Below are 13,780 nucleotides of genomic sequence, written 5' to 3'. Positions count from 1 at the left end.
AACAGCTTGCCACCGGTTGCGGCAGGCTCGATACTGCGTGCAACGAGGCAAGCCTGAGACACATCGGGCTCTGGTTTAGGAGGGGAGTACCTATGGAGCGCATCTGGCTCAAACAATATCCGCCCGGCGTGCCCGCCGATATCGAGCCGACGCAATACGCATCGCTGGTCGATCTCCTGGAGGAGAGCTGTGCGAAGTTCGCCGACCGCAAGGCCTTCATCTGCATGGACAAGGCGATCAGCTATCGCGACCTCGACCAGATGTCGCTCGCGCTTGCTTCGTATCTGCAAAGCCGCGGCCTGCAACGCGGCGCGCGCGTCGCGATCATGATGCCGAACGTGCTGCAATATCCGGTCGCGACCGCGGCCGTGCTGCGCGCGGGCTTCGCGGTCGTCAACGTCAACCCGCTGTATACGCCGCGCGAACTCGAGCACCAGCTCAAGGATTCCGGCGCCGAAGCCATCATCGTGCTGGAGAATTTTGCCCATACCGTCGAGCAGGTGATCGCCAAGACGTCCGTCAAGCACGTCATCATGGCGAGCATGGGCGACCTGCTCGGCTTCAAGGGCGTGATCGTCAACCTCGTCGTTCGCCGCGTGAAGAAGATGGTGCCGGCCTATTCGCTGCCGGGCGCGATCGCCTTCAACGATGCGCTGGCGGCGGGCCGCGGCGCGACCTTCAACAAGCCGAAACTGTCGCCCGGCGACGTCGCCTTCCTGCAATATACCGGCGGCACGACCGGCGTCTCCAAGGGCGCTACGCTGCTTCACCGCAACATCGTCGCCAACGTGCTCCAGAACGACGCCTGGCTCCAGCCGGCGCTTGCCGCGCCGCCGCAGGTCGACCAGCTCCTGATCGTCTGCGCGCTGCCGCTCTATCATATCTTCGCGCTGACGGCCTGCTACCTGCTCGCGGTGCGCGCCGGCGGCTGCAATCTGCTGATCCCCAACCCGCGCGACATCGCCGGCTTCGTCAAGGAGCTGGCGAAGTACCAGGTCAACAGCTTCCCGGCGGTCAACACGCTCTACAACGGCCTGATGCACCATCCCGACTTCAGGAAGCTCGACTTCTCCAAGCTGAAGATCTCCAACGGCGGCGGCATGGCCGTGCAGCGCCCGGTCGCAGAGCAGTGGAAGGCGGTGACCGGCTGCTTCATCGCGGAAGGCTACGGCCTGTCGGAGACCGCGCCGACCCTCACCTGCAATCCGGCGACCACGACCGAGTTCTCCGGCTCGATCGGCATTCCCGTGCCCTCGACCTTGATCTCGATCCGCGACGACGACGGCAACGAGGTCGCGCTGGGACAGCCCGGCGAAATCTGCGCCAAGGGCCCGCAGGTGATGTCGGGCTACTGGAACAGGCCCGAGGAGACCGCCAAGGTCATGACCGCGGACGGCTATTTCCGCACCGGCGACATCGGCGTGATGGACGAGAAGGGCTACATCAAGATCGTCGATCGCAAGAAGGACATGATCCTGGTTTCGGGCTTCAACGTCTATCCGAACGAGATCGAGGAAGTGATCGCGAGCCATCCGGGCGTGCTCGAATGCGCGGTGATCGGCATTCCCGATGCGAAGTCGGGCGAGGCGGTGAAGGCGTTCGTGGTGAAGAAGGACCCGAACCTGACGGCCGAGGACGTGATCAAGTTCTGTCACGAGCAGCTCACCGGCTACAAGGTGCCCAAGCACATCGAGTTCCGGACCGATCTGCCGAAGACCAATGTCGGCAAGATCTTGCGCCGGCAGCTCCGGGACGAGAAGAAGGCCGAGGCGGCGTAAGCCACGGCTGTTTCGCTGTGACCGACGTCAGCGACATCACGCCAGGAGGCGTTCTCGCCTTCTGGCGCGAGGCCGGCGACGAGCGCTGGTACAAGCGCGACGATGCTTTCGATGCCGAAATCCGGAGCCGCTTTCTCGAACTGTGGCGGCGCGCGGCGAATGGGGACTTGTCGTCGTGGGAAGCGAGCGATGACGGCGCGCTGGCGCTCGTCATCGTGCTCGACCAGTTTCCCCGCAACATGTTCCGCGGCGACGCGCTGACCTATGCGAGCGATGAGCAGGCCCGCGAGGTGGCAGGCCGGGCGCTCGCCCGCGGCGCCGACGGGCGGGTCGATTCCGTCTTGCGCGAATTCTTCTACCTGCCTTTCATGCATTCGGAGCATCTGCCCGACCAGTTGCACTGCGTCGCGCTGTTCCGGAAAATCGACGACAGCGACAACCTGAAATACGCCGAGGAGCACGCCGACATCATCCGCCGGTTCGGACGCTTCCCTCACCGCAATCGCATCCTCGGCCGCGCGACCACGGCGGAGGAGCAGACGTTCCTGGATGAGGGCGGTTTTTCCGGCTGATGACATCACGGTGAAGGGCCTGCAAGTCCTGCCGCATTGGGCATCGGAAATATTGTGCGTCGCGGCCGCACGGTCTACAAAGCGGAACCGATTTTCAGGGAGACTGACGATGGCGATCCAAGTTGGCGACAAGCTGCCGGAGGCGAAATTCCGCGTGATGACGGCGGAGGGTCCGCAGGTCAAATCGACCGACGACATCTTCAAGGGCAAGAAAGTGGCGCTGTTCGCGGTGCCCGGCGCCTACACCGGCACCTGCCACAAGATGCATCTGCCGAGCATCTTCCTCAACGCCTATGCCATGAAGGACAAGGGCGTGAACACGATCGCCATCGTCTCCGTCAACGACGCCTTCGTGATGAACGCCTGGAAGCGCGACACCGACCAGCGCGACGAGGCCATCTTCCTCGCCGACGGCAATGCCGACTTCGCCAAGGCGATCGGCATGGAGCTTGACGCCTCCGCCAACGGCCTCGGCATCCGCTCCAAGCGCTACTCGATGCTGGTCGAGGACGGCGTGGTGAAGAAGCTCAACCTCGAGGCAATGCCTGGCAAGGTCGAGGTCTCCGGCGGCGATACGCTGCTCGGGCAGCTCTGAGCTTTACGCGCCGCTCTTAGCCACAAACGACACTGTCATGCCCCGCGAAAGTGGGGCATCCAGTATTCCAGAGGCCGCGAGATTCACAACGACCGCCGCGGCGTACTGGATCGCCCGCCTTCGCGGGCGATGACAGTTGAGAATGAGGCGGGTACGTCAACGCCCTACTCCCTAACCCGCGTCTGCAACCTTGCCTTCGCGATCCCGTCACGCGCCAATTGATCGGCGCGCTCGTTTTCGGGGTGGCCGGCGTGGCCCTTGACCCAGTGCCAGCGCACCTCATGCGCCTTCAACGCGGCGTCGAGGCGCTGCCATAGCTCGACGTTCTTCACCGGCTTCTTGTCGGCGGTGCGCCAGCCGTTGCGCTTCCAGCCGTGGATCCAGCCGGTGATGCCTTGCCGGACATATTGGCTGTCGGTGTAGAGATCGACGGTGCAGGGCTTCTTCAAGGCTTCGAGCGCCGAGATCGCCGCCATCAGCTCCATCTGGTTGTTGGTGGTGTGGCGCTCGCCGCCGTTCAGCTCTTTCTCCTTGTCGCCGAACTTCAGGATCGCGCCCCAGCCGCCGGGCCCGGGATTGCCCGAGCACGCGCCGTCCGTGAAGATCGTGACATTGGGCAGCTCGCTCACGCGACCAGTCCCGACGGCAAGAGGCCATAGTCGCGCACGCTCGAAACGCTCTGATGGAAGCGCAGCTTGCGGACATATTCCAGCGGGTCCTTGGGCTTGACCAGCGCGCCCGGCGGGACGTTGAGCCAGTCGACCAGCCGCGTCAGCAGGAAGCGGATCGCCGCCCCCCGCGCCAGCAGCGGCAGCGCGGCTTCCTCCGCCTCGGTCAACTTTCGCACGCGCCCATAGGCATTGAGGAAGGCGCGCGCCTTGGTGACGTTGAAGGAATGATCCGGCTCGAAGCACCAGGCGTTGAGACAGATCGCGATGTCATAGGCGAACATGTCGTTGCAGGCGAAGGTGAAGTCGATGATCCCGGAGAGCCGGTCGCCGAGGAAGAAGACGTTGTCGTTGAACAGGTCGGCGTGAATCACGCCCTCGGGCAGGTTGTTGGGCCAGACACCGCTCGAGAGATGGTCTAGCTCGGCTTCGAGGAACGCACGCAGACCCGGCTGCACCTCGTCGGCGCGGGCGGCAGCAGAATCGAACAGCGGCCGCCAGCCGGACACCGAGAGCGCGTTGGGGCGCCGGACCGCGAAATTGGCGCCGGCCACATGCATCTTCGCCAGCGCGTCGCCGACGCCCACGCAATGCGTGGCGTTCGGCTTGCGCGGCCAGACGCCTTCGAGAAAGGTGATGATCGCCGCAGGCCGTCCCGCAAGCTCGTGCAGCGCCTCGCCGTCCTTCGCCCTCACCGGCAAGGGACAGTTGATGCCGTGCTCGGCGAGATGCGTCATCAGCGCGAGGAAGAACGGCAGGTCGTTCTTCGCCACGCGCTTCTCATAGAGCGTGAGGATGAACGAGCCCTTGCTGGTGTGCAGCAGGAAGTTGGAATTCTCGACGCCCTCGGCGATGCCCTTGTAGGAGAGCAATTCGCCGAGATCGTATTGGCTCAGGTAATCCGCAAGCTCGTCGGCGGCGACGTCGGTGTAGACCGCCATACAAGACTACTCGGCAGCGGCTTCGGGGCGCAGCGAGCGCGGCAGCGGGAAGAACTCGTTCTCTTCCGCGGCCGACACCGTCTCCACATGCAGCGTGTAGCGCTCGGCAAAGGCGTCCATGATCTCCTCGACGATCACTTCCGGCGCCGAGGCGCCCGCGGTGATGCCGAGGCTCTCGATGTTGCCGAAGCGATCCCAGTCGATGTCGGCGGCACGCTGCGCCAGCACGGCGATCCTGCAGCCCTCACGCTCGGCAACCTCGCGCAGGCGCTGCGAGTTCGATGAGTTCGGCGCACCGACCACGATCAGCGCATCGACCACAGGAGCCACCTTCTTCACCGCGAGCTGCCGGTTGGTGGTGGCGTAGCAGATGTCTTCCTTGTGCGGCCCGTTGATGTTCGGGAAGCGCTCCTTCAGGAGCGCCACGATCTCCGCGGTGTCGTCGATCGACAGCGTGGTCTGGGTCACGAAGGCGAGGTTGTTCGGATCCTTCGGCGCGATGGTCTTGGCATCCTCGGCGGTCTCGATCAGGGTCACGGCGCCGACCGGGAGCTGGCCAAGGGTGCCGACCACCTCGGGATGATGGGAATGGCCGATCAGGAAGATCTCGCGGCCACGCTTGAAGTGGATCGCGGCCTCGCGGTGCACCTTGGTCACCAGCGGGCAGGTCGCATCCAGCGAGAACAGGTTGCGGGATTGCGCGTCGGCCGGAACCGATTTCGGCACGCCATGGGCCGAAAACACCACGGGAGCGGTGGTATTTTCCGGAATTTCGGCCAGCTCCTCGACGAAGATCGCGCCCTTCTTCTTCAACCCGTCGACGACATATTTGTTGTGCACAATTTCATGGCGAACATAGACCGGGGCACCATACATGGTGAGCGCCCGCTCAACGGTGTCGATGGCCCGCACCACCCCCGCGCAGAAGCCGCGGGGAGAACAAAGCACGATCTTGAGGTCTGGTTTGGCTGACATGAAGCGATCTCGAGACCGAATCACCCTCGGCCGACGGGCCCGGGAACGGTCGATGGATGGAATAAGCTTAGGTACGGACTGCTAGGGACTTCACAGGGACTTGGGCCCCCTTTCGGGCCCTGTCAAGGCACTATCTATAGCAGAACCATTGCGTGAGTGGCCCCTCACGGCGTATATAGGGGTTAATTCCCGTCATCGCTGATGACCCCCGGTTTCGCCTCCAAAGAGGTGGGCGAAGCACAAAGGAGATTTGCCCATGAGCAACGCACCTCTGATGCCCAAGGCGACCGCCGTCTGGCTGCTCGACAACACGGCGCTGACCTTCGATCAGGTCGCCGATTTCACCAAGATGCACCCCCTGGAGGTGCGCGCGATCGCCGACGGCGACGCCGCCCAGGGCATCAAGGGCATGGATCCCCTCTCCAACGGCCAGTTGACCCGCGAGGAGATCGAGAAGGGCGAGAACAACCCCGACTACCGGCTCCGCCTCCAGGAGAGCAAGGTGGTGCTGCCGCCCCAGCCCAAGCGCAAGGGGCCGCGCTACACCCCGGTCTCGCGCCGCCACGAGCGCCCGAGCGCCATCCTCTGGCTGCTGCGTAACCACGCCGAGTTGAAGGACGCCCAGATCATGCGCCTGGTCGGCACGACCAAGAGCACGATCGCGAGCGTGCGCGACCGCACCCACTGGAACACCTCGGCGCTGACGCCGATCGACCCCGTCACCCTCGGCCTCTGCTCGCAGATCGAGCTCGATTTCGAGGTGGCGCGCGCCGCCAAGGAAAAGCCGATCGACGCAGCCTATGGCGGCGCCACCCTGCTGCCGGCCTCCGAGACCACGAAGAAGGACGAATACGAGTCGGCCGAGAAGAGCAGCGACGATCTCAACGTCGACGCCGTGTTCGCCAAGCTGAAGACGCTCGGCGGCAAGAAGCAGGACGACGAGGAGTAGGTTTCGCTCCTCGGCTGAACGTCGAAGATCATTTCAACGCGGCGGGCCAACCCGCCGCGTTTTTGTTGGGCGCCCTCAGCCAAGCGCATCGGCGGTCTTGTGACAGCAACACGCCCCTGCTGTCGTCCTGGCGAAAGCCAGGGACCCATTACCTCGACTGCACGTTGTTGCGGCCAGCCGGGGCCAAAGGGTGTGTAGCAACATAGCCCTGGGATTATGGTCCTGGCTTTCGCCAGGACGACACTGGTGGAGACAGTGTGCCTCCACGTCGTCATGGCGAGCGCAACGTTGTGCTGGCATCTCGTCGGGATCTCAAACAGCGAACGCGCGCTCGCCCGTCAGATCAGCCCAGCTCGATCGCGTCGTTGACCTCGTGGACGAGCCCGACGCCATCGATGGTCAGCACCATCTTCGCGTTGAGCTTCTCGTGGCCTTTAATCCTGCCCGCCGCGATCGCATCGCGCACGGCCTTCTCGATCTCACGCTGCGAGGTGACGCCGACTTGCTTGAGGAATTTACGCAAGGACGTGTTGAACTGGTCTTCGTTCATGACCGCCTCCCTTGACCGGGACGGCTTACGGCCGTTCCGGATGGTTGAGCATGTACTCGCCGAGATCGCGCTGGCGGCGATCGGCACGGGCAGTCGCGGCGCTGCGCTGGACATCGCGGTCCTTGCGGCAGGCAACGTATTCGGGCGAGCCCTGCGCATAGCCGCGGCTCTGGCAGACGGCGTCGTCATCGTCGTTGCCCATCGCCACCGGCGCCTGGTTGCGCGCGGCGCAGGCGGAAAGGGCCAGCGCAAGCAGAGCAACAGTGAGAAGGCGCGACGCGGTCGTGATCGGCATAAGGGGTCCTCGATGTGCCGGCACTCTGTAGCGCGGAATGAGGAAAATGTAAGTCCCGCAGCACACTTTCGTCATTCCCCGCGAAAGCGGGGAATCCAGTATTCCAGAGACGTCCGAGATTCTCACAGCCGCCGCGGCGTACTGGATCACCCGCTTTCGCGGGTGATGACAGCGGGGATGAGGGCCGCGCCGCCGCGCCCCACTTGGCGCGCGCAGGACGCACTTCGCCTCACACCCTCCCCTTCAACGCATCCCCGATTTCATCCAGCACCTTGGGATCCTCGATGGTGGCCGGCATGGTCCAGGGCTCGCCATCGGCAATCTTCTTGATGGTGCCGCGCAGGATCTTGCCGGAGCGCGTCTTGGGCAGGCGGCCGACGGTGATGGCGAGCTTGAAGGCCGCCACGGGGCCGAGCTTGTCGCGCACCAGCGCGATGATCTCCTTCTCGATCTCCGCCGGCGCGCGCTTGACGCCCGCTTTCAGCACCAGGAAGCCGCAGGGCACCTCGCCCTTGATCGCGTCCTTGATGCCGAGCACGGCGCATTCGGCGACATCGGGATGCGAGGCGAGAATCTCCTCCATGCCGCCGGTCGACAGCCTGTGGCCGGCGACGTTGATGATGTCGTCGGTGCGGCCCATGACCCAGACATAGCCGTCCTCGTCCTTGTAGCCGGCATCCGAGGTTTTGTAGTAGCCGGGGAATTCGGTGAGATAGGCTTCCTTGAAGCGCGCGTCCTGATTCCACAGCGTCGGCAGGCAGCCCGGCGGCATCGGCAGCTTGATGACGATCGAGCCCATGGTGTTGGCGGCAACGGGCTTGGCCGCTTCATCGACAACGTCGACCTGGTAGCCCGGCATCGGCACGGTCGGCGAGCCGTGCTTCACCGGCAGCATGCCGACGCCCACCGGATTGCCGGCGATGCACCAGCCGGTCTCGGTCTGCCACCAATGGTCGATGACAGGCACCTTCAGCTGCGCTTCCGCCCATTCCACCGTCGGCGGATCGGCGCGCTCGCCGGCGAGGAACAGGGTGCGGAATTTCGACAGGTCGTATTGCCGGATGAATTGTCCGTCCGGATCCTCCTTGCGGATCGCACGGAAGGCGGTCGGCGCGGTGAACAGCGCCACCGCCTTGTGCTCCGATATCACGCGCCAGAACGCGCCCGCATCGGGCGTGCCGACCGGCTTGCCTTCATACATGACCGTGGTCGCGCCATGGATCAGCGGGCCGTAGACGATGTAGCTGTGGCCGACCACCCAGCCGATGTCGGAGCCGCACCACCACACCTCGCCCGGCTTGACGCCATAGAGGTTGAACATCGACCATTTCACCGCGACCAGATGCCCGCCATTGTCGCGCACCACGCCCTTGGGAATGCCGGTCGTGCCCGACGTATAGAGGATGTAGAGCGGATCGGTGGCCGCCACCGGCACGCAAGGCGCGCGCTTGCCGTCGTTCAGCGCCTTGCGGCGCAGGCTCGCCCAGTCATAGTCGCGGCTCGGCGTCAGCGCGCAGACGTGCTGCGGACGTTGCAGGATGATGCAGGCTTTTGGCTTCGCTGTCGCGAGCTTGATCGCCTCGTCGAGCAGCGGCTTGTACTGCACGATGCGACCCGGCTCGATGCCGCAGCTTGCGGAGAGGATCAGCTTGGGCTCCGCATCGTCGATGCGGGTGGCGAGCTCCTTGGCGGCAAAGCCGCCGAACACCACCGAATGCACCGCGCCGATGCGCGCGCAGGCGAGCATGGCGACCACGGCCTCCGGCACCATCGGCATATAGAGGAGGACGCGGTCGCCTTTCGCGACGCCGAAATCCTGCATGATGGCGCCGAGCGCCTGCACCTCTTTCAGGAGCTCGGCATAGGTAAATTTCGTGATGCTGTTCGTGAGCGGTGAATCGTGGATCAGCGCGAGCTGGTCGGCGCGGCCGCGTTCGACGTGGCGGTCGAGCGCGTTGTAGCAGGTGTTGACGACGGCACCGGTGAACCAGCGGCCATAGGTACCCTGGGTGGGGTCGAAAATCTTCTTCGCCGGCTCGATCCAGTCGATCTCCTGCGCGGCTTCGGCCCAGAAGCTCTCGGGATCGGCCAGCGAGCGCGCATGGACCTCGTGATATCGGCGCTTTCCTTCGAGGCTTCCTTGGACGTTCATAGCCGGCTCCCGTTTCCTCTTATTCGCTGGCTTTGACCTGACGGCGAAAGCGCTGTTCCGCCATGATCAGGGTCAATCGCCCGCGCTGTTTGGCGGGTATTTTCCCGGGAACGGGCCACGGTTCAAGCTGAAAAGGATGGGTCTTTTGGGCGAACGTGTGACGGCCGTGGGCTCCCTCTCCCCGTTCTTACGGGGAGAGGGTTGGGGTGAGGGGCAGCTTCCGCGAAAACGGTGACAGCTGTACTTGCGGAAGCTCCCCTCACCCGGAATCCGCGCTTCGCGCGCATTGCGGCCTCCCCCCGCACGCGGGGCGAGGTGAAGAGAACCTCAACTGTCCATCCCGTTCAGCCGCTGCAAACGTTCCTGCATGGCCTTCTTCAGATCGTAACCCGGCCGGCCGAAGCTCGTGTTGCGGGCACTCAGGAAATCGCGCTGGGTGCGGCGGAGATCGGCGGCGGTTCGGCCGCTCGACGATTTCAGCACGCGCGCATAGGTGTCGGCGATGTGGCGGTCGAGCACGCCCAGCTGCGGATCGGCGCAGATCACCTTCTCGACCTCGCGCTTGGCCGTGGCGCAATCGAAGGACGGGCCGCTGTCGTCGGCGGACCGCGCATGCAGCGGGCGCGCCGGCTGAGCGCCGAACTTGGCGATCTCCGCGATCATGGTGCGGCGACCGTCAGCCGCATTCTCGTTGCCGGGATCGAGCCGCAGCGCCGTCTCGTAATCGGCCAGCGCCTTCTTGCGCTCGCCCATCTTGCCGTAGAGCACGGCGCGGTTGTTGTAGGTGAGCGCGAAGTTCGGATCGAGCTTGAGCGCGGCATCATAGTCGCTGAGCGCAGCACCGAGCTCGCCTTTGAACTGGTAGGAATCGCCGCGGTTGGTGAAGAAGTTCGGGCGATGCTCCAGCTTGAGCGCCTGGTCGTAATCGGCGATCGCCTTGTCGTATTCGCCCTTTTCCGCATAGGACAGGCCGCGATTGTCGTAGAATTCCGCGTCCGTGGGATCGAGCTGGATCGCCTCGCTGTCGTCGGCAATGGCCTTGTCGAGCTGGCCGAGCTTCTTGTAGGCGGCGCCGCGGTTGGCGTAGCTGCGCGCGTGGTTCGGATCGAGACGAAGCGCTTCGCTGAGATCCCGTATCGCCTTCTCATGGTCGCCGCGCAGATACCAGGTCGCGCCGCGATCGGACCAGGCCTGGGCATCGTCGGGCTTCAGCTTGATCGCCTGGTCGTAATCGGCAATGGCGCGGTCGAGCCGGCGCTGATTGGTATAGACCACGCCGCGCAGCTCGTAGGCTTCGGCATCCTGCGGATCGAGCTCGATCGCCTTGCTGAGATCAGCCGCCGCGCGGTTGAGATCACCGCCGGCCTCGCGCAGGAGATCGCCGCGCAGGCGATAAGCTCGGGCGTTCCTGCCATCGAGCGCGACGGCACGGTCGAGATCCATCAGTGCGTCCGACGAGCCGCCGGAGGTTTTCGCATTGGCATCGGCGCGCACCACCAGCGCGGCGGCGCGGTCGACGGCCGGATTTGCGGTCTGGTCGATGATGGCGGTGCAGGCCGCGATCAGCCGCGGAATGGGCTCCTTGCTGCCGAGCACGCAATCGACCGCGCTACCGCCCGCCGCGGCGGGGCCGGCAGCAAGGGCGAGGCCGAGCGCAAGGCTGGCGCCAAGCAGCGCGGATCTGGCAAGGAACGAGAGTTGCGCGCAATGATGCGGACCGCACATGGCGATGGCTCCGTGACGACGGCTTTCTCCGTTGTCGCAGTCGCGCGGAGACAGGTTCAAGCGCGCGGGTTTTCTCCCTCTCCCCGTTCTTACGGGGAAAGGGGCGACCCTCAATACCCATCCACTCCGTTCAGCCGCTGCAGGCGATCCTTCATCGCCTTCTTCAGATCATAGCCCGCCCGGCCGAATTCAGTGTTGCGGCGGGCGATGAAATCGTCCTGCTCGCGCTGGAGGGTTTTGGCTTCCACAGGACTACGGGCCTCGCGCAAGACGCGCGCATTGGCAGCAAAGATCTCGCGGTCGAGATCGGCAAGCTCGGGACTGCCGCAGATCGCCTTCTCCACGGCACGGCGGGCGCGCGCGCAGTTGAAGCTCGGCTTGCCCGCGATCGCCATCTGCGCGCCGAGGCGCTCGAGCTCCTGCGCCATCGCCTTGTGGTTGGCCCTGGCCTTCCCGTGATTGGGATTGATCCGCAGCGCCGCGCCAAAATCCTGCACGGCCTTGGGCCGGTCGCCCTTCTTCAGCCAAAGCTCGCCGCGGGCGTTGAAGACGTCGGCGAGCGAGGGATCGAGCAAAAGCGCGCGGCTGTAATCGGCAATGGCGCGATCGATCTGGTCGTGCAGCGCAAGCAGCGCGCCGCGCGCGACCAGCGCCTTGACCAGATCGGGCTTGCCCGTCTTCTCGTTGTCGATCACGTCAGCGCAGGCGGATGTCGCCTTCTCGACGTCGTCGGCGCTCGTTGCAGCGAGGCACGGCGCAACGTCGACCTGCCCGACCGCAGCCGGCTCGCCGCCGGTCGCGGCCCGGCCTTGATGGGCCGACAGCGCGCACAGGATCATGGCGGCGCAAAGGCTCGGAATCAGAACGGGTGGACGCATCGTGGTTGTGGTCGGAAATGCTCGCTTGGTGAAGAGTTTGTCCATTATACATCCGGATAGATGCTAGCTTATCGCATCGCTCCGTTGAGGTTTTCAGGGATATCTCGTGTCGACCTTCGAATGGATCATCGCATTGCTGCTCGGCGCCGTTGCCTTATCGGCGCTGGCGCGGCGGATCAAGGTCCCCTACCCGACCTTTCTCGCCATCGGCGGTGCGGCGATCGCCTTCGTGCCGGCGAGCCCGAGCTGGACGCTCGAGCCTGACCTCGCTCTGGCTCTTTTTGTCGCACCGGTGCTGCTCGATGCCGCCTACGACACCTCGCTGCGCGATCTTCGCAACAACTGGGTTCCGGTCTCGACGCTGGTCGTGGCGGCGGTCGGCCTGACCACGGCCGGCGTGGCATTTGTCGCGCACCGGCTGATCCCGGACATGCCCTGGGCCGCCGCGGTTGCGCTTGGCGCGATCGTGGCGCCGCCGGACGCCGCCGCCGCAGTCGCGATCCTGAGCCAGGTGCGACTGCCCTACCGCATGGTGAAGGTGTTGGAGGGCGAAAGCCTGCTCAACGACGCAAGCTCGCTGCTCATCTATCGCATCGCGGTCGGCGCGGTCGCGATGGAGCATCTGAAGTGGAGCCAGATCGGGCCGACGGTCGCACTGGCGCTCGGCGGCAGCGTCGTCGCGGGCCTTCTCGCCGCGCGCGTAATGCCGCTGTTCATCACGCGGATCACGGAAGCGCCGAGCGCGATCATCGTGCAGTTCGCCACCACCTTCATGATCTGGATCGGCGCCGAGCATCTCGGCCTCTCCGGCATTTTGACCATTGTCGTCTACGCCATGACCATCGCGCGCATGGCGCCGGCGCGCATGCCGGCGCGGCTGCGCGTGCCCTCCTACGCGGTGTGGGAGACGACGGTGTTTGTGCTCAACGTGCTCGCCTTCATGCTGATCGGGTTGCAGGTGCAGCCGATCTGGTCGCGCCTCGCGCAGGAGGTGCGCTGGGAGTATTGCGTGGCCGCAGGCTGGATCCTGCTCACGATAATCCTGGTGCGGCTCGGCTGGGTGATGACCTATCGCACGATCCTGCGCGTGCTGATCGCGCACGGCATCTATCACCCGAAGGACCCGAACGCGGTGGCTTCGCCCAAGGGCGGCATCATCATCGCCTGGTGCGGCATGCGCGGGCTCGTGACGCTCGCCACCGCGTTCGCGCTGCCGGAACACTTTCCCTATCGCGACTTCATCGTCTTCAGCGCTTTTGCAGTGGTGCTGGGATCGCTGGTGATCCAGGGCCTGACGCTGCGGCCGCTGATCCTGGCCTTCGGGCTCAAGGACGACGATCCCGTCGGCGTCGAGGTCGCGCGCGCACGCGCGTTTGCCTATCGCGCGGCGCTGGATGCGATCGAGAGCGATCCGTCGGAGGAAGCGGAAATCCTGCGGCTGGAATATCGCGCCATCCTGATGCAGGCCGAGAACGATCCCGATGGCGGCGTCGCCAGCGGCGAGCTGCCCGCTGACCCCTTGCGCCGCCGCGCCATCGACGCGGCCCGCAAGACCATCTTCGACCTGCGCGCCACCGAGGTGATCGGCGACGATGCGTTTCACAAGCTCGAGGAGGAGCTCGACCGCGCGGAGCTGAGCGCTGGGGGATGATGCGCGCGGTGCTGCCGCATTCTCGTCGTCCTGGCGAAAGCCAGGACGACG

At 65.0% G+C, this 13,780-nt stretch carries 13 protein-coding genes; 5 read left to right on the top strand and 8 right to left on the bottom strand.

Annotation, left to right across the window (positions count from 1 at the left end; translation table 11 throughout):
- Positions 1–92: 92 nt before the first annotated feature.
- The 3 genes from QQL28_RS29960 (at position 93) to QQL28_RS29950 (ending at position 2,945) form a co-directional block, all read left to right on the top strand.
- Complete coding sequence (locus QQL28_RS29960; RefSeq protein ID WP_284271283.1) at positions 93–1,778, top strand: long-chain fatty acid--CoA ligase; 1,686 nt, start codon at positions 93–95, stop codon at positions 1,776–1,778.
- A 17-nt stretch (positions 1,779–1,795) separates the two neighbouring features.
- The gene (locus QQL28_RS29955) at positions 1,796–2,350 is read left to right on the top strand and encodes a DUF924 family protein (RefSeq protein ID WP_284271281.1); all 555 of its coding nucleotides are present in this window, start codon (positions 1,796–1,798) and stop codon (positions 2,348–2,350) included.
- Positions 2,351–2,459: 109 nt separating this feature from the next.
- Positions 2,460–2,945 (top strand): peroxiredoxin, encoded by a 486-nt coding sequence (locus QQL28_RS29950; RefSeq protein ID WP_284271280.1) that lies wholly within the window; start codon positions 2,460–2,462, stop codon positions 2,943–2,945.
- A gap of 164 nt (positions 2,946–3,109) precedes the next feature.
- Here QQL28_RS29950 and rnhA read toward each other — a convergent pair whose 3' ends face one another.
- The 3 genes from rnhA to ispH are packed head-to-tail and all read right to left on the bottom strand — an operon-like array spanning position 3,110 to position 5,529.
- Positions 3,110–3,574 (bottom strand): ribonuclease HI, encoded by a 465-nt coding sequence (gene rnhA, locus QQL28_RS29945; RefSeq protein WP_284271279.1) that lies wholly within the window; start codon positions 3,572–3,574, stop codon positions 3,110–3,112.
- Positions 3,571–4,554, bottom strand: a complete 984-nt coding sequence (locus QQL28_RS29940; RefSeq protein ID WP_284271278.1) for a homoserine kinase — start codon at positions 4,552–4,554, stop codon at positions 3,571–3,573. The genes rnhA and QQL28_RS29940 overlap by 4 nt, the downstream gene beginning before the upstream one ends.
- Before the next feature lie 6 nt (positions 4,555–4,560).
- Positions 4,561–5,529: a 4-hydroxy-3-methylbut-2-enyl diphosphate reductase gene (gene ispH, locus QQL28_RS29935; RefSeq protein ID WP_284271277.1), complete on the bottom strand. Its 969-nt coding sequence runs from the start codon at positions 5,527–5,529 to the stop codon at positions 4,561–4,563.
- Positions 5,530–5,785: 256 nt separating this feature from the next.
- Here ispH and QQL28_RS29930 point away from each other — a divergent pair, with 256 nt between their 5' ends.
- Complete coding sequence (locus QQL28_RS29930) at positions 5,786–6,478, top strand: DUF1013 domain-containing protein (protein ID WP_284271275.1); 693 nt, start codon at positions 5,786–5,788, stop codon at positions 6,476–6,478.
- 343 nt (positions 6,479–6,821) lie between these two features.
- On the opposite strand, the gene QQL28_RS29925 is transcribed toward QQL28_RS29930, so the two are convergent.
- The 5 genes from QQL28_RS29925 to QQL28_RS29905 all read right to left on the bottom strand — a co-directional run bounded on the left by QQL28_RS29925 (position 6,822) and on the right by QQL28_RS29905 (position 12,039).
- Complete coding sequence (locus tag QQL28_RS29925; RefSeq protein ID WP_284271273.1) at positions 6,822–7,028, bottom strand: DUF6494 family protein; 207 nt, start codon at positions 7,026–7,028, stop codon at positions 6,822–6,824.
- A gap of 25 nt (positions 7,029–7,053) precedes the next feature.
- A complete protein-coding gene (locus QQL28_RS29920; protein ID WP_284271272.1) occupies positions 7,054–7,323 on the bottom strand; it encodes a hypothetical protein in 270 nt (89 codons plus the stop codon).
- Positions 7,324–7,552: 229 nt separating this feature from the next.
- Positions 7,553–9,475, bottom strand: a complete 1,923-nt coding sequence (locus tag QQL28_RS29915; protein ID WP_284271271.1) for a propionyl-CoA synthetase — start codon at positions 9,473–9,475, stop codon at positions 7,553–7,555.
- A gap of 327 nt (positions 9,476–9,802) precedes the next feature.
- Positions 9,803–11,200, bottom strand: coding sequence for a tetratricopeptide repeat protein (locus QQL28_RS29910; protein ID WP_284271270.1), 1,398 nt, complete (start codon positions 11,198–11,200; stop codon positions 9,803–9,805).
- Between the two features lie 110 nt (positions 11,201–11,310).
- The gene (locus QQL28_RS29905) at positions 11,311–12,039 is read right to left on the bottom strand and encodes a tetratricopeptide repeat protein (protein ID WP_284271454.1); all 729 of its coding nucleotides are present in this window, start codon (positions 12,037–12,039) and stop codon (positions 11,311–11,313) included.
- A 145-nt stretch (positions 12,040–12,184) separates the two neighbouring features.
- Here QQL28_RS29905 and QQL28_RS29900 point away from each other — a divergent pair, with 145 nt between their 5' ends.
- Positions 12,185–13,729, top strand: coding sequence for a cation:proton antiporter (locus tag QQL28_RS29900; protein WP_284271269.1), 1,545 nt, complete (start codon positions 12,185–12,187; stop codon positions 13,727–13,729).
- Positions 13,730–13,780 lie beyond the last annotated feature (51 nt).

Source organism: Bradyrhizobium iriomotense, from assembly GCF_030160715.1.
In the GTDB taxonomy this organism is placed as follows: domain Bacteria; phylum Pseudomonadota; class Alphaproteobacteria; order Rhizobiales; family Xanthobacteraceae; genus Bradyrhizobium; species Bradyrhizobium iriomotense.
Note: the sequence above shows the minus strand (reverse complement) of the source record. Positions and strands in the feature narration are given on the sequence as shown.